The sequence below is a fragment of the Flavobacterium rivuli WB 3.3-2 = DSM 21788 genome, assembly GCF_000378485.1.
Taxonomy (GTDB): Bacteria; Bacteroidota; Bacteroidia; order Flavobacteriales; family Flavobacteriaceae; genus Flavobacterium; species Flavobacterium rivuli.
The window spans coordinates 527,027-547,618 of the sequence record NZ_KB899967.1; the positions used below are offsets into that span (position 1 = coordinate 527,027).

Annotated in this window: 22 protein-coding genes and 1 tRNA gene; 4 read left to right on the forward strand and 19 right to left on the reverse strand. The window is 40.5% G+C overall.

Annotation, left to right across the window (positions count from 1 at the left end; all coding sequences use genetic code 11):
* Positions 1–18 precede the first annotated feature (18 nt).
* The 5 genes from F565_RS22295 to F565_RS0105965 form a co-directional block, all read right to left on the reverse strand.
* Positions 19–345: a DUF6660 family protein gene (locus F565_RS22295; protein WP_020212288.1), complete on the reverse strand. Its 327-nt coding sequence runs from the start codon at positions 343–345 to the stop codon at positions 19–21.
* A gap of 93 nt (positions 346–438) precedes the next feature.
* Positions 439–522 (reverse strand) — tRNA-Gly (locus F565_RS0105950).
* A 162-nt stretch (positions 523–684) separates the two neighbouring features.
* Complete coding sequence (locus F565_RS0105955) at positions 685–1,926, reverse strand: glycoside hydrolase family 5 protein (protein ID WP_197062226.1); 1,242 nt, start codon at positions 1,924–1,926, stop codon at positions 685–687.
* Positions 1,923–3,071, reverse strand: coding sequence for a UDP-galactopyranose mutase (gene glf / locus F565_RS0105960; RefSeq protein ID WP_020212290.1), 1,149 nt, complete (start codon positions 3,069–3,071; stop codon positions 1,923–1,925). Before glf ends, F565_RS0105955 begins: the two co-directional genes overlap by 4 nt.
* A 1-nt stretch (position 3,072) precedes the next feature.
* The gene (locus F565_RS0105965; protein ID WP_020212291.1) at positions 3,073–4,203 is read right to left on the reverse strand and encodes a glycosyltransferase; all 1,131 of its coding nucleotides are present in this window, start codon (positions 4,201–4,203) and stop codon (positions 3,073–3,075) included.
* A gap of 414 nt (positions 4,204–4,617) precedes the next feature.
* Here F565_RS0105965 and F565_RS0105970 point away from each other — a divergent pair, with 414 nt between their 5' ends.
* The 3 genes from F565_RS0105970 to F565_RS0105980 all read left to right on the forward strand — a co-directional run bounded on the left by F565_RS0105970 (position 4,618) and on the right by F565_RS0105980 (position 8,319).
* Positions 4,618–6,636: a thioredoxin domain-containing protein gene (locus F565_RS0105970; RefSeq protein ID WP_020212292.1), complete on the forward strand. Its 2,019-nt coding sequence runs from the start codon at positions 4,618–4,620 to the stop codon at positions 6,634–6,636.
* On the forward strand, positions 6,637–7,485 hold the full coding sequence (locus F565_RS0105975) for a mechanosensitive ion channel family protein (protein WP_020212293.1): 849 nt from the start codon (positions 6,637–6,639) through the stop codon (positions 7,483–7,485).
* A 150-nt stretch (positions 7,486–7,635) separates the two neighbouring features.
* Positions 7,636–8,319: a hypothetical protein gene (locus tag F565_RS0105980; RefSeq protein ID WP_020212294.1), complete on the forward strand. Its 684-nt coding sequence runs from the start codon at positions 7,636–7,638 to the stop codon at positions 8,317–8,319.
* Here F565_RS0105980 and tsaB read toward each other — a convergent pair whose 3' ends face one another.
* Genes tsaB through F565_RS0105995 form a run of 3 tightly spaced genes read right to left on the reverse strand, consistent with a single transcriptional unit; the run spans position 8,320 to position 11,655 of the window.
* Positions 8,320–8,979, reverse strand: a complete 660-nt coding sequence (tsaB, locus tag F565_RS0105985; RefSeq protein WP_020212295.1) for a tRNA (adenosine(37)-N6)-threonylcarbamoyltransferase complex dimerization subunit type 1 TsaB — start codon at positions 8,977–8,979, stop codon at positions 8,320–8,322.
* Between the two features lies 1 nt (position 8,980).
* Positions 8,981–10,264 (reverse strand): efflux RND transporter periplasmic adaptor subunit, encoded by a 1,284-nt coding sequence (locus F565_RS0105990; protein ID WP_020212296.1) that lies wholly within the window; start codon positions 10,262–10,264, stop codon positions 8,981–8,983.
* Between the two features lie 2 nt (positions 10,265–10,266).
* The gene (locus F565_RS0105995; protein WP_020212297.1) at positions 10,267–11,655 is read right to left on the reverse strand and encodes a TolC family protein; all 1,389 of its coding nucleotides are present in this window, start codon (positions 11,653–11,655) and stop codon (positions 10,267–10,269) included.
* Positions 11,656–11,799: 144 nt separating this feature from the next.
* Between F565_RS0105995 and F565_RS0106000 the strand changes: the two genes are divergently transcribed.
* Positions 11,800–13,182 carry a DUF4403 family protein gene (locus F565_RS0106000; protein ID WP_020212298.1) on the forward strand — a complete coding sequence of 461 codons (1,383 nt, stop codon included), beginning with the start codon at positions 11,800–11,802 and terminating at the stop codon, positions 13,180–13,182.
* Positions 13,183–13,694: 512 nt separating this feature from the next.
* Here the strand turns inward: F565_RS0106000 and F565_RS0106005 are convergent.
* The 11 genes from F565_RS0106005 to gcvH form a co-directional block, all read right to left on the reverse strand.
* A complete protein-coding gene (locus F565_RS0106005; protein WP_020212299.1) occupies positions 13,695–13,946 on the reverse strand; it encodes a hypothetical protein in 252 nt (83 codons plus the stop codon).
* Position 13,947: 1 nt separating this feature from the next.
* The gene (locus F565_RS0106010) at positions 13,948–14,502 is read right to left on the reverse strand and encodes a DUF420 domain-containing protein (RefSeq protein ID WP_020212300.1); all 555 of its coding nucleotides are present in this window, start codon (positions 14,500–14,502) and stop codon (positions 13,948–13,950) included.
* A gap of 2 nt (positions 14,503–14,504) precedes the next feature.
* Entirely contained in the window at positions 14,505–15,128 is a 624-nt protein-coding gene (locus tag F565_RS0106015) for an SCO family protein (protein WP_020212301.1), read from the reverse strand.
* 4 nt (positions 15,129–15,132) lie between these two features.
* Complete coding sequence (locus F565_RS0106020) at positions 15,133–15,801, reverse strand: hypothetical protein (protein ID WP_020212302.1); 669 nt, start codon at positions 15,799–15,801, stop codon at positions 15,133–15,135.
* 80 nt (positions 15,802–15,881) lie between these two features.
* A complete protein-coding gene (locus tag F565_RS0106025) occupies positions 15,882–16,238 on the reverse strand; it encodes a cytochrome C oxidase subunit IV family protein (protein ID WP_020212303.1) in 357 nt (118 codons plus the stop codon).
* 19 nt (positions 16,239–16,257) lie between these two features.
* Entirely contained in the window at positions 16,258–17,238 is a 981-nt protein-coding gene (locus tag F565_RS0106030; protein ID WP_020212304.1) for a cytochrome c oxidase subunit 3, read from the reverse strand.
* Between the two features lie 46 nt (positions 17,239–17,284).
* Positions 17,285–17,872 (reverse strand): cytochrome c oxidase subunit 3, encoded by a 588-nt coding sequence (locus tag F565_RS0106035; protein WP_020212305.1) that lies wholly within the window; start codon positions 17,870–17,872, stop codon positions 17,285–17,287.
* A 6-nt stretch (positions 17,873–17,878) separates the two neighbouring features.
* Positions 17,879–18,781: a heme o synthase gene (cyoE, locus tag F565_RS0106040; RefSeq protein ID WP_020212306.1), complete on the reverse strand. Its 903-nt coding sequence runs from the start codon at positions 18,779–18,781 to the stop codon at positions 17,879–17,881.
* Between the two features lie 264 nt (positions 18,782–19,045).
* Positions 19,046–19,789, reverse strand: a complete 744-nt coding sequence (gene deoC / locus F565_RS0106050; RefSeq protein ID WP_020212308.1) for a deoxyribose-phosphate aldolase — start codon at positions 19,787–19,789, stop codon at positions 19,046–19,048.
* Between the two features lie 46 nt (positions 19,790–19,835).
* Entirely contained in the window at positions 19,836–20,207 is a 372-nt protein-coding gene (locus tag F565_RS0106055) for a VanZ family protein (RefSeq protein ID WP_026299908.1), read from the reverse strand.
* Entirely contained in the window at positions 20,200–20,580 is a 381-nt protein-coding gene (gene gcvH, locus F565_RS0106060) for a glycine cleavage system protein GcvH (RefSeq protein WP_020212310.1), read from the reverse strand. Before gcvH ends, F565_RS0106055 begins: the two co-directional genes overlap by 8 nt.
* Positions 20,581–20,592: the final 12 nt, after the last annotated feature.

The window sequence follows — 20,592 nt, forward strand, 5'->3', positions numbered from 1 at the left end:
CAGTTGCGGAAGGCATCATTATACTAACTGGGGTGGCTGCCAGATGGAGCCGGAATAGGTAGAGTTAACCGGCATGTAAAAACTATTTACTTCGCGGTTATAAGGAATAATTGCAGGCAGTGACTCAAAAGCAATTATTTGCTGTACCATAATAGGGGTTGTACAGCAGGAGCATACACAAAAGGGCGAACAGGCATCTACATCATCATGATGGTTATCGGCCTGTGCAATTTGGTTTTCGGTAGTAACCTGTGTATGCGAATGATCGTCGTTACAGGGCAGCACCATAAGTGCCAGTAAATAAACCGACAGCAATAAGGTTAGTATTTGCCTTGTAACTTTCATTGATGTAAAAGTAGAAAAATTTATTACAAAGGAATTATTTTTCTACTAAAAAAGCCGCATTAAATACGGCTTTCATTATATTGACTATTAAGATAATTCATGACGGGACTCGAACCCGTACGCCTAAGCACTAGTTTGGTAAACTAGCGTGTCTACCAATTCCACCACACGGTCATTTTTAATTGTGTCTACAATTATGATATAACAAAGGTAATTATACTTTCAAATTTAAAAAACATTTTAACTAAAGAATTTCAAATTTATAATTTACGTAAAACAGAAAATTTCATCATTCAGATAATATTTAAATTTCACAATACTGTAGCAAACAAAAAACCCCTAACCAGTAAACTGGTTAAGGGCCTTAAGCATTTTTGGGGTTAATTTATAGTATGTATTGCATCGGTTACACGATGGTATAATCCTGATAGCGATGCTGCCATTTTTAAATCCGAAAGCCTCATTTTGTTTATGGCTTTCCTCTATGAGCTTTTGCCCCTGGAGTATTGCTATTATCGAATCATTATGCGGAATGCGGTCTTTATTTTCATCCATATCCCAAATGCCGCAATCGTGGTATTCTAAAAGATCATCCCAGTTAGGGCGGTCTATTACAGGGTAAATGCACATGCCCAGCAACTCAACACCATTATTAATTGCCTCTACACATTCCAGCGTTATCTCTTCTATCCACGGGGCGCGGCCTATGCCAAAATGCCCTGTTTCCGATAGAAAGACAGGCTTATGGTAACGCTTATATGCCATTTCTAAAAGCGAGGCAACCGTTGCACGGCGGGGTTCGGTTTCCGGCCAGGGCAGTTCGCCAATGCCATGATCCCATTGGCTGTTCCAGTAATAGTTAAAGCCCAGTATGTCCAGGTATTCTTCGCTGCCGCCAAGCTCAGGGCACATGCGCCCGCCAATGATATCCACTGCCTGAAACTGGTGGTCGTTCATGTTTTGTATATGCTCAAAATTTGTTTCGTAGCCGGGGTGTATCTTTATTAATGGCTCTACACATACAATACGGCAATCAGGAACTAATTCCTTAAGCACTTTAATACCTATAATGGCAGCCTTGCATAAATGGTACTTCATATCCCAACCACTGTTTACTGCAAAAGGTACCGTACCGCGCACATCGCCGGAATGCCATGATAAAAAACTTATCTCGTTTACCGGCACTACAAACAATTGTGCCTTTGTAGCTGCTTTATAAAAGGTTGCAAAGGCATCGCACAACGCGGCAAAACGATTACAAAAATGCGGATGCGTGGGGTAAAGCCCGTCTGGGTACCCAAAGTGTATTAAGTCCCAAATAAGCTGGACACCCTGCCTTTCGGCGGCATCCATCCTGTTCTTTACTTCGGTAAAGTCAAAAATATAAGGGGCGGTTTCTACAGCGCTCCAGCAAATACCTTCGCGCACGGTAGTAATACCTATAGCCGCTAAATCTTTATAATCTTCTTCTGCCCTAACATCATGCTGTGTGTCCTGCAATAAATTTATACGTGCCCCCGACCTGTTTATATGGTCGGCACATTCGTAGCCTCCCATAAAGAATGACTGGAAAACACTCATATAAGCTCCTCTTTTTTGCTTTGCCCGGCTATCACTTCATTTTCTAAAGAGTAAAACAGTTCAAGTGCATTTTTAAAGGCCTGGTCCATATTAAAATACTTATAATTAGCCAGCCTTCCCACAAAATATACATCTATAAGAGCATCGGCTTCTGCCTTATATTTTTCATAAATGTGCTGGTTTTTAGGGTTTGGCACCGGATAGTAAGGATCGCCTACATCTGTAGTATATTCTTTTACAATAGTAGTCTTGTCCGATTTTTGACCGCCAAAATGCTTGTACTCAATAATACGTGTAAAGCCCACCTCTTCACCCGGATAGTTAACCACAGAGTTTTCCTGGTAAAATTCGGCATCTACCGTTTCGCTTACAAAGTTTATAGAGCGGTATTCCAGCTTTTCGGTAAGGCTGTGCTTAAATTCAAAGTAGCGGTCTACGGGGCCGGTGTAAAACAATTTGTCATATCCGGTTACCTCATCTTTAACATCAAAATAATCAGTGTTAAGCAGCACCTCAATGTTAGGGTGGTTCAGTATCCCTTCAAACAATTTTGTATAGCCACCCACGGGCAGTGCCTGATGTTTGTCGGAAAAATAACGATCGTCATAATTGGTACGTACCGGTATACGGTCAAGTACCGATGCGTCCAGTTCTTCAGGGTATTTATCCCATTGCTTTTTAGTATAATGCCTGAACATTTTTTCGTACAGCACCTGCCCCACTTTGTTAAGTGCTGCTTCACGCCCATCTTTAGGAGCATCAATAGGCAGGCGATTTTCGTCCAGCCAGTTTTTCATTTCAGGCTCGGTGGTTATGTTGGTGCCAAATAATTTATTTACGGTAGTTATGTTAACCGGTATGGGTACCAGCTGCCCGTCTACCTGGGCAATAACCTTATGTTCCCACGGGTACCAGTTGGCAAACTGGTTTACATATTCCCACACATCCTCCTCATTGGTATGAAAAAGGTGCGCACCATATTTAGATACCAATATGCCGTTCTCGTCTATATAGTCATAACAGTTGCCCGCAATGTGGTCGCGTTTTTCTATTATCAGTACTTTTTTACCCAGTTGTGCGTAGCGCTCTGCCAGTACGGCACCACTAATACCTGCACCTATAATTACAATATCTGCGTTTTTCATATTATTGTACGGTACTTTTAATTAATACTTTCATCTTATCGGCAGTGGCATTCCATGAGGTGTTTTTAAGTATGGCTGCATATTTTGCTTCCAGTAAAACATCCGGAGCACCGGCAATAAGTTTATCAATAGCAGCAGAGAATTCTTCAGCCGACTCCACTATCTCAACACAGCCGCTGTAATCCCTTACCACATCTTTAATAGCTGTAGATACCATAGGTTTTCCGGCAGCCATATATTCTAATGTTTTGGTAGGGCTTATGTATTTTGTAGCATCGTTAAGCGCAAACGGCATCATAGCAACAGAGAACGCTTTAAGGTAACCCGGCAATTCTTTATAATCTTTCATACCCAGGTAGTGTATGTTGTGCTGCCTTGGCAAATCGTGCTCCCCGATTTTTGCCAGCGGCCCTATCATTACAAAACTCATGTCTGGTTTTAAAAGGGCAACCTCATTAATAAGCTGCAGGTTAAGGCGCTCGTCTATCACCCCAAAATAGCCTGCAATAGGACCTTGTATATTTGCAATATCATGGGGAATTGCAATACCGTTCTGTGCCTTGGCAAAATGCTCCTGGTCTACAGAGCTGGGGAAGCAATGCACGTTATCATGGTGCTGCGCCTTAGATTCGTATAACGATTTACCACCGGTAAATACCACACTGGCATTTGCCATAAGGTAACGCTCCTGCTCTATTAGTTTTTCGGGGGCGTTTTTAAATAGTGTAAGCTCGTCCATACAGTCATACACTACAGTATCAAACTCAAAATAACTTAACAACGGCACAAACGACGCTGAGTAAAACCAGCCTGTAGCAGCTTTTTTACCGGTGTACTGTGCCAGCACCGTTTCTATTTCTTCTATATGCCTTACATTAGGCTGTAATACATGCAGGTTATCATTAATTTTAGTAAGCCTGCTTTCTTCTTCATGTTCCCTAAACCAGGGCTCTTCTATCAGTAATATTTTTTGGTCTTTAGCCATACGGCTTATAAGGTGTTGTGGCCTTTGGTATACAAAATCCCAACGCAGGTGGCAAAAAACCACCATATCATACGCATTTTCATTTTGTGCGGACATTCCGGCATCAATAATTGGGGTACTCTCTTTAGTTGTAGGTGTAGGTTGCATAGTTTTCGTTTTTTGGCAAAGAGTAGCCTGTAGGAATATCCTTCCAGGTTCGACGTTTATAATAAATTTGAAAAATCAGGGGGCGGGTAGCTAACCGGAATAAATAATTTGAGTATTAAGCACACCCATAGGCCGTTATGTATTCCTTCCTGTGCAAATTTCCCTGATTTGCCCCCGGTTTTCCTTATACAATTACCCCGTTTGGTTATACAATCATGTTTGTTAAGAAAAGTTTGTGAATTGTTGATTGTCAAAAGGAAAGAATTTGATAGCCCGCTACTCTTTTCTGGCATCTGCAAAATATATCAATTATGATATTCGCAAAACAGGCAGCATTTTTATAGTGTTTCTGTTTTCTTAAATGCTTTTATACCCGCTACAGGTTTTGTAATTTTACAGGCTGATACCAACACCATGAACGAACTTCACCTCGAAACCAGCCCTTACCTTTTGCAGCATGCCGGCAACCCCATTTATTGGAAAGCCTGGAACGAGCAGTCGCTGCAAACGGCACGCGACCAAAACAAACTTATTATTGTTAGTGTGGGCTACAGCGCCTGCCACTGGTGCCATGTAATGGAGCATGAAAGTTTTGAAGACAATGAAGTGGCTGCCGTAATGAACAGCAACTTTATAGCTATAAAGGTAGACCGCGAAGAACGCCCGGATGTTGATGCTGTTTACATGAAAGCTGTACAGCTCATGACCGGGCAGGGTGGCTGGCCTATGAACGTTGTGTTGTTACCCGATGGCAGGCCGGTGTGGGGCGGTACCTATTTTAGAAAAAACGCCTGGATGGAAAGCCTTACCCAACTTCAGGAATTGTTTGAAACCGAACCCGAAAAGATGGCAGATTATGCAGATAAGCTTATGCAGGGTGTGAGCCATTCGGGGCTTGTAAATCCTACATCAGATGAGATACCTAACCCCGGTGCTATAAAAGCAATTGCTGAAAAATGGGCCAGGAGCTTCGACTGGGAGTATGGCGGTTATGCCCGTGCGCCCAAATTTATGCTGCCTAATAATTATATATTTTTACAACGCTACGGCTACCAGACCAATACCAAAGAATTACTTGATTTTACCGATCTTACCCTTACCCGCATGGCGTGGGGTGGTTTGTTTGATACCGTGGGCGGAGGTTTTTCGCGCTACTCTGTAGATATGAAGTGGCATGTACCCCATTTTGAAAAAATGCTGTATGACAACGGCCAGCTTATGAGCCTTTATGCCGAGGGATATAAACGCACCAAAAACCCATTATATAAAGAGGTTATAGAGAAGACCCACTTTTTTGTTGAGACAGAACTGACTACTGATGCCGGTGCATTTTATAGCGCGCTGGATGCCGATAGCCTCAACCTTTTTGGACACCTTGAAGAGGGTGCCTTTTATGCCTGGGAAAAAGACGACCTTAAAGGATTGCTGGAAGATGATTTCTCTTTGTTCTCTGAAGTTTTTAATGTAAATGAATTCGGATTTTGGGAAGATGGGCGTTATGTGTTGATACAGAATAAGCCTCTGGAAGAAATTGCAATGGCGGCAGGAATCTCTGCGGAAGCATTACAGGATAAAAAAACGGAGTGGGAACAATTACTATATGCCGCCCGCGAGCTTAAAGCCAAACCAAGGCTGGACGATAAGATACTTACCTCATGGAATGCCATTATGCTTAAAGGCTATACCGATGCTTATAAAGCATTAGGTGATGATGTTTACCTTAATGCTGCCCGCCGCAATGCAGCCTTTATTACAGAACAACTTTGGCACCCCGACGGTTTTTTATGGCGTACTTATAAAAACGGGACCGCCAAGATTAATGGCTTTCTGGAAGATTACGCCCATACAGCCGATGCCTTTATAGCCTTGTATCAGGCTACGCTGGAAGAAAAATGGATAACCTTTGCCAAGCAGCTTACAGATTATTGCCTGGAACATTTTTATGATGAAAAGAAGCGGTTTTTCAGGTTTACAGCTACCGATGGCGAGCAGCTTGTAGCCGCGCACTATGAAACCGAGGATAATGTTATACCGGCATCAAATTCGGTCATGGCAAATGTGCTGTATAAACTGGGGCTGCTGTATGATAATGAATATTATGAAAAAGTAGCTTTAGAGATGCTCTACCTTATGGTGCCTAATATAGATTATGCATCGGCATATTCTAACTGGCTTAACCTGTGGCTGGACCTCGCCGCCGATAATAAAGAACTGGCAGTATGCGGGGTACATGCCGCACAAGTCATAAAAGAAATAAACAGCCACTACCTGCCCCATTTGCTTGTAGCGGGCAGTACAGCACCATCGGCCATGCCGTTTTTAAAAGACCGCTTTGCAGAGAATAATTTAATGTTTTATGTTTGCCAAAATAAGGCGTGCAACCTGCCCACATCATCATTAAGTGAGGCATTACAAGATTTAAAATTACAATAAATGATACAGGAAGAAACCCAGTTACAAAACTACATACACCAATTTACAGCTACAATTGTGGGCTATGTGCCTAATGTGATAAAGGCAATTTTTATTTTATTCATTGGCTTGATAATAATAAAAATTCTTAGGCGGGTTATTACCGGCATCATGACCAAAAATGCCGACCATGACCCTACACTGCTTAAATTTGTACTCGATGTTGCCACATGGATTTTAAGGGCTTTTATTTTTGTGGCTGTTATAGGTGCATTAGGTGTAGAAACTACAACCTTTGCCGCTGCCATAGGTGCAGCAGGTATTGCCATAGGCCTGTCGTTACAGGGTTCGTTAAGTAATTTTGCAGGAGGGCTGCTTATTATATTGTTCAAGCCGTTTCGCATAGGCGATTATATAGAAGCACAAGGGCAGGGCGGCACGGTAAACAGCATACAAATTTTTAGTACCCGCATTATAACTTCTAACAACCAGGTGGTGTATATGCCTAACGGAACCTTGTCTAACAACACTATTAAAAACTTTTCGCAGGAGCCACTGCGCCGTGCAGAGGTAGTACTGGGTGTGGGTTACAACAGCGACTTAAAGCACGTTAAAGAGGTTATTTATAAGGTAATAAAATCTGACGACAAGATACTTACAGAACCCGGGGCATCTATCGAAATAAAGGGCCTTGCAGAAAATTCTGTAGACCTTGTTGTGTTCCTTTGGGCAGAAAGGCCGAAGTATGGCGCAATGGTATCTGACTTTTATGAGAATATTAAAATCGCCTTTGAACAGGAAGGCATAGAGATACCGTTTCCGCAACGCGATATACATGTAAAACCCGACGGTAAAAATACTGTGGCTTAGACAATAAGGCGAAAAGGATTGCGTTTCATTACTGGCATTGTATTTGTTAAAAATACATTGTCAAGTGTAATTTATGTCGTTTAGTATTAATAATAAGCGGTATATTTGGCATCTCAAATTACTACTATTAACATACCATAAAATTTGAAAATGAAACGATTAAACTTATTTTGCGCTGCTCTTTTTGCAGCTGCATCTTTTACTGCCAATGCCCAGATAAACCAGACACCGGTGCATAGCGGAGGCGGACAAATTTATGTTCAGGGCGAAAAAGCACTTCCTGCTACAGGATCTATGTTTACAAGCGAGCAGTATATGCCTGCAAAAACATCTAATAACAATGCTACTACGCTGTTATTGCGTTACAATGCTTATTCAGATCTTTTTGAAATGAGCAACCCGCAGGAACAAAGCATTAAAGTACTGCCTAAGCAAAAAGATGTTGTTGTAACATTTAAGCAGAACAATGAGAGCTATGTGTATGAGACTTATAAAACAGAAAAAGGCGAAACCACCACTGGCTACCTAAATGTTATAAGTGATAACCCTAAAGTAAAAATATACAAGAGAGAGCGCGTTTACCTGCAACAGGGCTCTGTACCGGCTAATAGCTACCAGACTGCAAAAGCACCTGCCTACAAAAGGGCACCAGACGAATATTATGTAAAAGTGGGCGATGCAGAAGCTACCTTTTTTGATGACAAAAAAGATTATGCCAAACTTATACCGGGAAAAAGTAAAGAAGTTTTAGAGTTTATTAAAGCGAATAAGATTAACGTAGAAAACGCTACCGACCTGCAAAAACTTGCAGATTACTCTGCAAGCGTTTTGTAGTTATTTGCCTGCAATAAAATCTTTTAAATAAAAAGGCTCAAAATAAGCGACATCTACGGTGTCGCTTATTTTGTATTTATTAAAAGACAGAAGTGCCATCTCCCCTGCCGATGGGTATACGGCATTTTCATGGTATACAAATTTACCCGCAGGTAAAACTTCGTGGTATTTTGCGGCACCATCTCCCACAAGGTGTATGGTACCCACTACATCATCAAAAAAATTATCGCCTATTATCTCGGCCTTCGTTTCTCTTAATTTAGTATAGGCTGTGTCAAAAATAGCAGTATAGGCTTCCATACGGCGGGCATCTATCATGGGTATGATAACGCCGCTATCTACAGTTATTTTACGCGCTAACAGCTCTAAAGTATCTATAGCTATTAAGGGTATATTAAGTGCATAGCACAATCCTTTTGCTGCCGATACCCCTATGCGCAAACCAGTATAAGACCCCGGCCCTTTACTTACCGCAATAGCTTTAAGGTCTTTAAAATCAAGCCCGGCCTCCTTTAGAACATCTTCAATAAATACATGCAGTTTCTCAGCATGGGTGTAGCCTTCGCCTGCAAATTCATTTAAGGCAAGAGTTGCACCATCTTTAGCTATACCTACCGAACAGTTTTTTGTAGCGGTTTCTAAATTTAAAATAATCGCCATGCTATTTAACGTCCGCGGTTTTGATTTTTACTTTATCGTTGGGGTTAAGCTCTTTACTAACCAGGGTGTAAGGGCCCGTAATGACCTCGTCGCCTTTATTAAGGCCACTTAGTATTTCTATATTAGTATCATCCTGTATGCCGGTAGTTACTTTTTTAAGCACTGCCTTATCGCCCACTTTTACAAAAACGCTTTCAAACTTTTTTTCAGGGATGGCGGCATCATTGGTGTTAGCGGGTGCAGCAGCATCTTTTGGCGCATCCTGTTGCGCTGTTGCGCCATCTGCCTTTAGTACAACGGCACTTATAGGCACAGCCAGTACATTTTGTTTTCTCTCGGTAATAATATCTACCGTAGCGGTCATTCCCGGCCTGAAGGGAGAATAGTTAGACGGTTTGCCTGCAAGCATTTCCTGATACGATTCTTTAAGAATGCGCACCTTTACTTTAAAATTAGTAACCTGGTCGGCAGTAAGCGCATCGCTTGCCGAATTAGATATACTGGTTACAACGCCTTTAAATTTCTTTTTCAGGTAAGCATCCACCTCAATTTCGGCTTCATTGCCCACACTTATTTTTACAATATCATTTTCATTAACATCTACCTCTACCTCCATATTGTTAAGGTTGGCCACACGCATAATCTCTGTACCTATGTTTTGCTGGGTTCCCAGCACACGCTCGCCTAACTCTATGTCTAAAAGAGATATAGTACCGTCTACCGGAGAGTAAATTGTAGTTCTGTTAAGGTTGTCGCGCGCCTCTGTAACAGTAGCATTTGCACTTTGCACGCTATAGTAAGCCGACTTCTTAGATGCCTGCGCCACTTCGTATGCAGACACTATTTTATCCCACTCTGATTTAGATATTACCCCTTTTTCAAAAAGGCGCTGATTACGGTCATAATTAGCCTTAGCTTCTTTAAGCTGCGCATCGGCCTGGCTTAAACCGGCTTTGGATGTAGATAGTGATGCCGTGCTCCTGCTCACACCCGACTCATAAAGATCGGGGTTTACACGTACCAGCAACTGGCCTTTTTTTATGGCCTGCCCCTCTTTTACAGGAAGCTCTATAACCTCACCAGAAACTTCCGACGATATTTTAACCTCAATTTCAGGCTGTACCTTACCCGTTGCCGAAACCGTTTGGGTAAGTGTTATAGCTTTAACTTTGCTAACTTCTACTTCTTTACCTTCCTCTTTTTTAGCCGAATTTTTATACAGCTTGTAGCCTACAAAAGCTAAAATGACTGCTCCTACTAAAATTAAAATTGTTTTTTTTGACATGGTTATTGTTTTTGATAAAGTGGTATACCAAAGTAAAACTCCAGTATTTTTACCCTGAAAATAAAATCATATTTGGTTCGCAATACTTCCGACTGAGCGTTTACAGACAGTGTTTGCGCCTGGTTAAGGTCGAATACATTTATAAGCCCTACCCCGTAACGCTCAGTAGCATATTCTAACGCGCCTTTTCTTGCATTGGCCGCAGATACTGCTGCTTCATAAGCGCGCAGTGCACCCTGCGCATCTGTAAAGGCAGTATATACATTACGTTTAAGGTCTACTTCCTGCTGCTCGTAAGCAAGCTTAGAACGTTCCAGCGCAACCTTGGCACGCTGTACATTATTACGTATCTGGAAACCATTAATAATAGGTATTGATAACTGGAAACCAAAAGAGTGCCCCCTGTTATCTACAAACTGGTTCCAGAAGGAAGGCTGGCTTGTAATTACAGGCACAGGAGTACCACCACCTTCGGGTGTTACATACGTTACATTATCGGCATAACTTATACGGGTATTAAGGCTGTAAAAACCCCTAAGCGTGGGCTGGTAAGCACCACGGGCAATTTTAATATCCTGTTTTGCCACCTCAAGATTGGCAAGAGCCAGTTTAATTTCGGTACGTATTCCTTTAGCCTTATCAAAAATGGCATCGGGGGTTTGTATCAATACTTCGCTTTGCTCACTGCTATATTCTTCATCAGCAATATCAAATGTAGCAAAATCTTCAAGTTGCAGTAATTGGGCAAGGCTAAGTTTAGAGAGCAGTAACTGGTTTTCGGCAGCAATAACCTTTTGCTTATCACTTGCTATTGTAGCTTCAATATCCAGCAGGTCGCCTTTTGGTATCTGGCCACCCTCAACAAGCTGGCTGCTGCGCTCATATTGTTGCTCATCTATAGCTTGTTGTTCATTTTGTACCTTTAAATTTTCTTTATTAAAAAGTATCTGCAGGAAAGCATTGGCAACGTTTAGTGCCGTATCATCTTTCATTTTTTGCAACTGGTACTGGCCTGCAACAATTGCCATACGCGCCCGCCTGTAGTTCATTTGGTTTTGCAGCCCCTTATAAATATCAAACTGGGCACTTAAGCCGGCATTACTGTATTGCAGGGTTTGCTGTTGCAGTAAGTTAGTAAGCGGGTTAATATTTAAACCTACGTTCCAGGTATGGCTGCCGGTAACATTTGCCGATGGCAAAAAGGCACCAATAGCATCTGTTTTGGCTATAGACGTTGTTTTAAGATCGAGTTCAGACTGGCGTACTGATATATTATTTTTTAGTGCATAATCAACACATTCCTGCAATGTCCATTTCTTTGCCTGAGCCGCTGCCGTAAATGTACAAAGCCCACATGCCAGAAGCAGTAATATATATATTTTGTGTTTCATTTTTAATAATCCGGTTGGGTGAACAAAAATACTTAAAATTTCTGAGGGTATAAGACACAGATTTTCATTTATTAGACTACAAGCCAGCTTTAATGTTACAAATTAAACCTTAATTTTGCGGCGTTATTTTTCAATCACTTACTTATGAGATTTTTTGCACTCCCCACACTCCTTTTTTTTTCGGTACTGCTTAGCAGCTGTTCTACCACTAAAAGAATAGAAGCCCTTAAACCTGAACCCGGTAAAACTACCGATGTGGTTTACCAGCAGTCTACATCATTTATAAGCCTGCCTGTTACCATAGCCGTTGCCGATGTGGAAACACAGATAAACAAAATACTTACCGGCCTTATTTATGAAGATAAAAACATAGAGGACGATGATATTGCCATGAAGGTATGGAAAACTGCCCCTATAAAATTTACAGAACAAAAAGGCAAGCTGCAATCTGTAGTACCTATTAAGGTTACGGCAAGCGTGCGCTATGGCGCACTGGGTGTGTATGATACCCGCGAGTTTAACCTTGATGCTGTAGTTACCTTTACAAGCAAGGTGGGGCTTACCAACTGGCAAATGAAGACCGATACCAGTATTGCCTCATTAGAGTGGAACGAAAGCCCCTCTGTAACCATAGCAGGTAAGCATGTAGCTATTACTTACCTTATAAACCCTGCCATAAAACTGTTTAAGAACAAGATAGAAGACCAGCTTGATAAAGCCATAAGCCAATCGGTTAACTTTAAGCCGCAGGTTCTTGATGCGTTAGAGAAAGTTGCCACGCCTTTTTTAACCAGCCCCGAATATGAAACATGGTTTAAGCTTACCCCGGTAGAACTTTATGTTACCGATGCTGTATTGTCTAAAAAACAAATAACTATGGCAATGGGACTTAAGTGCACCATGGAAACTATGGTGGGCCAGCAGCCTAAGGTTACTTTTAAGAAAGAGAATGTAGCTTTAAAATCAGTTGCTACCATGCCAGATAAAGTAACGGCTACCGTTGCGGCAGTATCTACTTACGAGAGTGCCAGCAAGGTTATTACCAAGAATTTTGTGGGCCAGGAATTTGGCGAAGGCAGCAAAAAGGTTAAGGTAGAAAAAGTTGAACTGTGGAGTAAAGATTCTAAAATGGTGGTAGCGCTCGACCTTACAGGCAGCATAAACGGTACTATTTACCTTACCGGATACCCTAACTACAATGCGGTAACTAAAGAGATCTATTTTGACCAGATGGATTATGTATTGAATACCAAAAGCGTATTGATGCGCACCGCCAACTGGCTTGCCGAAGGTATTATCCTTAAAAAGATACAGGAAAATTGCCGCTACTCTATTAAGCAAAATCTTGAGGATGGCAAAAAGAGCATGCTGCCTTACCTGACTAATTATTCGCCTATGCCGGGAATATTTGTAAATGGCACACTTGATGATTTTGTGTTTGATAAAGTAGAGCTTACCAATAATGCTATTATTGCATTTATAAAAGGATCCGGTAAAATAGATTTGAAGGTTGACGGAATGAAATAGTCAATATTAAAATTTCACCCTCTATAACTATTCAGTAATTAATCTATCTTAAGAATAATTGATATTAAACACACCCCTAACCCCTCTCAAGAGGGGAACACTCAAACCTGCTTACTCTTGTAGTTACAGAAAGAGTGTGGATGCTTGCATAGACACATCTTCCCTCCACAACTCTCCCCAAAGAGAAGGAGTGACTACTTTTTGAGTGCTAAAAATGTGTATCTAATTTAGGAGTAAGCAACAATGAGTGAAGCTAAGGCCTTAAACTTCGTTGCGTTAAGCAAAATATAAGCTGAAGCGTTAAGAAAGATTTGCTGTTTGAGCGTAGCGAGTTCAAATCTTTTAGTCGAAGCTTATGTTTTGTAGCATAAGAAGTTAGAGCCTTGAATTTTTGCTTCTTTTGTTTCAAGACAAAAGAAGAGAATAAAAAACAAATGAGATGTCCACACGATAATTATTGAAAGAAGCCAAGTGTTTATAAATCAAGGGGCTAAACAAAAAAAAGGCAGCGGTTAATTACCAGCTGCCTCTTGTGTTTTTTGACGCATCTTTTTACGTTGCCTGTAAATGGCATAGCCCACGAGTGCAACAAGAAGATAAGGAAATATCATTAAGTAGACAATACCATCGTTTACCGCTTCGGGTTTAATACCGGCATCGCTGGTTTCGAGTGCGGCCCGGCACATGGCGCATTGTGCATTTCCCGGTGCTGTAAACAGTAACAGGAAAGCACTTAGAGCGAAATATTTTATATTGTAACGCATATTAGTATTTGTAATAAGGAGAGATCATTATATAAACAATAACTCCGGTTACGGCAACATACATCCATAAAGGGTAGGTAATACGTGCCAGTTTTTTATGGCGCTCATAACTGCCGGATATTCCCCTAACATACGTATACAGTACAAACGGTATAATTATTACCGATAGTGCAATGTGCGTTATAAGGATAAAAAAGTATATAGGCCTGATGATGCCCTCACCACCAAAAGGTGTAGAATCTGACGTCATGTGGTAGGCTACATACATAACCAAAAATGATACCGAGAAACATATTGCCAGTTTAACCAACACCTCATGCAGCTTGCGGTTGCCCCTTTTTATTGCCATTACAGCAAGGAATAATGTTATGGCAGTAAAACCATTTATAGTGGCATAAATAGGCGGCAGGAACGATAGGGGCTCTACATCGAAGCCTAATTTTCTTAGGTTAACACCAAACAATGCTGCCACAGCAAGCGGTATTATTACAGAGACAGCTATAATCCATTTATTGTATTTCTGCTCTACAGTTTTTTGTTCAATTGTATTTTGCATTCTTATTCTTCCAGTAATTTTTTAATATCTTCTTTTATTGCCTGCACCCCGCTATCTTCAAGGCCATCATAATACAGTATAGGGTTGCCAAAACTGTCTTTACGGCTGCGTATGTTCCCGTCTTTATCTACAAGGGCAAACATACCCGAATGTTCAAAACCTCCGGCAACTTCGGGGTTAACGCCTGCATAAAGCTTAAACTCTTTTGCCACGTTAAAAATATAATCACGCTTACCTGTAAGCAGGTGCCAGTTATAATTCTTTACTCCCAGTTTATCGGCATGTTCTTTTAAAACCTGTGGTGTATCATTCTCCGGGTTAATAGTTATAGAAGCTATACCAAAATCAGGATTACCATAAAACTCTTTTTGCAGCTTAAGCATGTTTTCATTCATCTTAGGGCAAATGGTTGGGCAGGTACTAAAAAAGAACTCTAACACATATACTTTACCCTCATAATCTTTATTCGAAATCTTTTTGTTATTCTGGTCGGTCAGCTCAAACTTTGGTGCCTCACCAATAACTAAAAGATCAGATTTTTGAAAGCGGCCTACAATCTTGGGCACGACCCAGATACCAAATATCAATATTATAAATGATATCCCTATATACGATTTGTTTTTCATGATACTAAATTTCCCTTTTTGCGCCTTTTTCGGTATTGTTCCTCCTAAGGGCAAGGCGGTACTCCCTCAGCACTATTTTAACGTCATCGGTCATATCATTATGCAAATCGGCTGCAGAAAATGAATTGTAACCATCCTTATAGGCATTATCTTTCCTGTTCTTTACTTCACCTTTTCTGCCCCTGAGGTTAAGCGTTTTGTCTACTATAAAAATATTAAACGTACCAAGGTCTTTATCAAGAGGTTCTTTAACTTTAAGCGAAGCATAGAACTTATTGATTTCTTCGGGAGATGTAAACACAAACTTCCAGTTGCTAATATCGCCCATAACCTTAAGGCTTTGTTCTACTTTTTTAACGTCTTCCTGGGTACCGTCGGGCATAAGCATAACGATCTGGAAATCTTTAAAAGCGCGGTACTTTGCATTAAGCTTTTGGTCAATATTAAAAATGCTTTCTTTGCGCTTTATAACATCGTTACCTAAAAAGCCTACAATTGTTATTTTGTCTTTCAGTTTAACAACACTATCTGTAAATGTTTTGCCCTGCGGAAGTTCGTTAACATTTTTAGTGATAACGGGCAAAAAGAGTGAATTGTGCTTAGCCATAGAAAAGTAAATGTATAGCACTAATGGTAGTGCTAAAAGGCCAAGCAGGACTATTTTTTTTTTCATAAAGTCGGGGAGCAATTATTCCCTGTGCAAAATTAAAAAAGGCGGTTGATAAAACCGCCTTTTTTAGTAATTAATATGTCTTAAAAAATCCACTTGTACTGGGACTGATGAAACACATCGAAAATATAATTACCCTCTATAAGTAAGATGAACACTAAATAGATAATTAAGAACACCAATGGCGACACAATTGACCACCTAAGGCTGCCTTTTTCGCCTTCAAGGTGCATAAATGCCCACATTATATAATATGCTTTTACAACTGTAAGGATAATGAATATCCAGTTAAGTATGCTAAGGCGGAATAATTCATGAAGAAAAAGAACATCCGGTTTAGCAATACCAAGTATTACCTCTACAATAGTTATTGCAGATAATATTCCGAAAACCGTCCAAATCCTTCCAAGGTTTGATGTATGCTCGTGAGTATGTGACATATACTTTAAATTTTTAGAATTAAACTAAGTAGAAGAATGTGAATACAAATACCCAAACTAAATCTACAAAGTGCCAGTAAAGACCAACTTTTTCTACCATTTCGTAGCTTTTTCTTCTCTCATACGTTCCGTAAATAACATTAAGGAAAATAAGTATGTTTATAACAACACCAGAGAATACGTGGAAACCGTGGAAACCTGTAATAAAGAAAAAGAAATCAGCAAATAGCTTATGGCCATACTCGTTATGCTCAAGGTTTGCACCTTTCACAAATAACGCGCCGCCTTTAATAGCCTCAAGAGAAGCATCCCTTGACAGTATTTCCTTTTTTTTAGTTGTAGGGTTTATGTTCTCTGTCCTTATAAGCACTTCAGGATGCGCTTTTAAACCTTCAGCAACTTCTTCCACAGTAAATTCAGGAAGTGTTGCACCGCTTAAAAACCATATACCGTTAGCTTTTGTTTTTTGTACTCTTGTAGTAGGTAAGTGCGCAGCAAAATCGGCCACAGCAACTCTTTCGCCTTCTTTATTAACAAACTGCAGTACAGCACCGCCTTTTGTTTCTACAGCACCAAACTCGCCACCTATAAAGTTTTTCCACTCCCAGGCCTGAGACCCAAGGAATATAAAACCACCTATAATGGTAAGAAGCATGTAAATGGCAACTTTAGTTTTCTTTAAATGATGCCCGGCATCTACGGCAAGTACCATAGTAACCGAAGAGAAGATAAGTATAAAGGTCATTAAAGCCACATAATACATGGGTGCCTCTACTCCGTGCATAAACGGAAAGTGAGTAAACACCTCATCTGCGATGGGCCATGTACCGATGAATTTAAACCTTGAAAAGCCATAAGCGGCCAAGAATCCTGAAAAAGTAAGAGCATCGGATACGATGAAAAACCACATCATCATTTTGCCATAGCTCGCTCCCATAGGCTCATTTCCGCCGTCCCAAAGTTTGCCTGTAGTGGCTGGTGAAGTAACTGTCGCTGCCATAAAACGTTATTAGGTTAAAAGTTTTCAAATTTACATTTTTTTTCCATTAATAGAAATAGAAAAATAAAAACAAATAAACCCACAAAATATCGAGAAAGTGCCAAAACATTGCACCCAACTCTATACCAAGGGTTTGTGAAGAAGTGTATTTTTGTTTAAAATGATTATAAATTACTACTAAAAGTACGATTAGCCCTGCAATAAGGTGGACAAGGTGTACAATAGTTACAACATATACAAATGTAGTGGTTATTGTGCTCTCCGGGCCTGTAAAAAAGTAACCCGACCTCACTATTTCTCCAAAGCCGTAAAACTGGGCTACAACAAACGCTGCACCAAGCCCCAGCGTGGCTAAAAGCAGCCCCGAAGCCGCCTGGCGGTTATTGTTTTGTATTGCTTTTACAGCAAAATGAAAGGTACCACTGCTTAATATAATTATAATTGTGCTTATTATAAAGGCCTGTGGCAATACAAAATCTTTAACCCAGTCCGGGCGCGATGTACTTACAACATAGGCACTGGTTAAGCCGGCAAACATCATGAACATGCTTATCATGGCAAACCATAGCAGCATTTTTTTAGACCTTGCATTTCTGTCATAATGCTCCTGCAGCGACATTTTAATCTTTTCCATCGTCTATTATCTGATAAATTTATCTATTATATATATAATTTGCAGCAGCGATATGTAAGATACGCTAACCAGCATAAGCTTGCGTGCCGCAGCGGCATCCATTTTATTGTAAAGCTTAACGGCATACAGCAGCATCCACAAACCCAGCAGCAGCACTATTGCACCGGAAACATAACTTAGCTTAAGCTCGCCTGTAAAACCGGTAACCGGCAGTAACGATGCCAGTATAAGCCAGCAGGTGTACAGTATAATTTGCAGTGCCGTTTTTTTATCTTTCTTACCGGTAGGCAACATAAAGAAACCGCCTTTTTGGTAATCGTCAAATAAAAACCAGCCTATAGCCCAAAAGTGAGGGAACTGCCAAAAAAATTGTATTAAAAACAGTGTACCGGCCTCCACATCAAAATCGTTTGTAGCAGCAACCCAGCCTAACATGTAAGGTATAGCACCCGGAAAGGCACCTACAAAAACGGCAAGCGGCGTTATGGTTTTTAGCGGTGTGTAAACACTGGTGTATAAAAAAATAGATATTGCCCCAAACATAGCTGTTTTAGGGTTTATGCTATACAAAATGCCAAGACCCACAATTGTAAGGATACAACCCAATATAAAAGCGTTGCGTACCGACATTTTACCAGATGGTACAGGGCGGTTTTTTGTCCTGTTCATTAAGGCATCGAGGTCTTTTTCTATAACCTGGTTAAAAACATTTGATGCACCTACCATACAGTAACCACCTATAGTAAGCAATACAAGTGTTGCCCAGCTAAAAGGATTAAGATCTGAAAAGCCCAGCAGGTACCCTGCTATCGACGAGAAGACTACACTAACGGCAAGCCTTGCTTTAGTTATGGCTGTAAAATCTGCAAGGAGCGATTTAAAAGAAACATCGTTTTCTGAAGCGTTCAAAATAATTTTCATTGTATTTTCAAAAACTGGTGCAAAGATAGTCCAAAAAACTTCCCTGAAAAAAAGAATACCCTTTAAAACAGGCGTTAAAAATATTTTTTACTTTTTTTTAAACCCTCAACGCAACCTTTTTAATCATACTGCGTCTATAGTATATAATTGCATTGCAAAGGTTGTTGAAGATAATTGCTATGAAAAAGAAATTTTAAACGATTTTGCTATGAAAAAGAGAGCCTTCCCGCTAACCCGGGAAGGTTTTTTTATTTAATACCCCTCTGCGGCGGCTTCGCCCTGGACTATGGCTTTTGCCGATGATGTGCCTATACGCAGTACCCCAAGCGCTATCATTTGCACGGCCTCATCATAATTGCGAACGCCTCCGGCAGCCTTAACCGGCAGTGGTGCAGAATGCTGCAACATAAGTTTAATGGCAGGAACGGTTGCGCCATTTGGCAATCCGTTTTCGGTTTTATAAAACCCTGTAGATGATTTTATAAAAACGCGGTTATAATCTGCTTCATCAAAATTTTGAAGGATAACACTTTTTATCAATTCGCAAATTACTACTATCTCTTCATCTGTAAGTGCAGCGATCTCTATGATCCATTTTACCGTTTTTTTATTTGCTAAACCAAGACGGGTACATTCTATAACCTGACGCTCTACTGTTTTTATATCGCCCTTTTTAAATGCAGTATAATTCACCACAAAATCCAGGTCATCGGCGCCATCGGCTACACCCTGCCGGGCTTCGGTAAGTTTATCATCCAAACTCCCCAACCCATCCGGAAAATCAATAACCGTACCCACTAACACTTTAGCATCGGCATCTGTAATTATCTTAACTGCCATAGCAACCATATCAGGCCGCACCATAACAAGTTTAAATCGTTCCTGTATGGCCTCAATTACTGCTGCCTGTACTACACTGCGGTTTTCCTGCTCAGTAAGCCCGGCCTGGGCAGGCGTTTTTAAATAAGTAGAATCTAAATAGTTCCTGATATCCATAATAGCTTATAAAAAAGAATCCCGAACCTAACGATTCGGGATTGTATTATTTTTTCATTTTACTTAATAGCCAAAGTACTAAAACAGCTAATGCAGCACCTGTTGTATTTGCAGCAACATCGGTAATATCGGCACTCCTGTCCTGAGTAAAGAACTGTTGGCAACCTTCAATAAATATACCATATATCACGGCCAGTAAAAATGCCCACAGCCTTTGCTTTTTAGTATTTACTGCAGTACCCGTTTTTAAAAACATATACCACAATACTGTAAAAACAAAATAAAATGTGCAATGAACATATTTATCGGTATACCCGTCATGCACCGGTACACTATCAAAATTATGCATACTTACAAGACAGCAAACAGTAACAAATACAGTCCACAATGCAGCTGCCCCAAAGTATAATTTACGCACCTATAAGCTCTTTATATTGTTCGCTGCTTAATAACTCTTCAATTTCTGCAGGGTTGCTAAATTTAACTTTAACCATCCATCCGTCGCCATAAGCATCAGCATTTACAGTTTCCGGTTTAGACTCAAGGCTGTCGTTAAAAGCAACGATCTCACCAGATAATGGTAAAAATAAATCAGAGACCGTTTTTACAGCTTCAACCGTTCCAAAAACCTCATCCTTTTCAAGCGTCTGGTCTAAGGTTTCTACTTCAACATATACAATATCGCCAAGTTCTTTTTGTGCAAAATCTGTAATGCCCACAGTTGCTGTGTCGCCTTCAATTTTAACCCATTCGTGGTCTTTAGTGTATTTTAATTCTGCAGGAATATTCATAGTTGTTAGTTT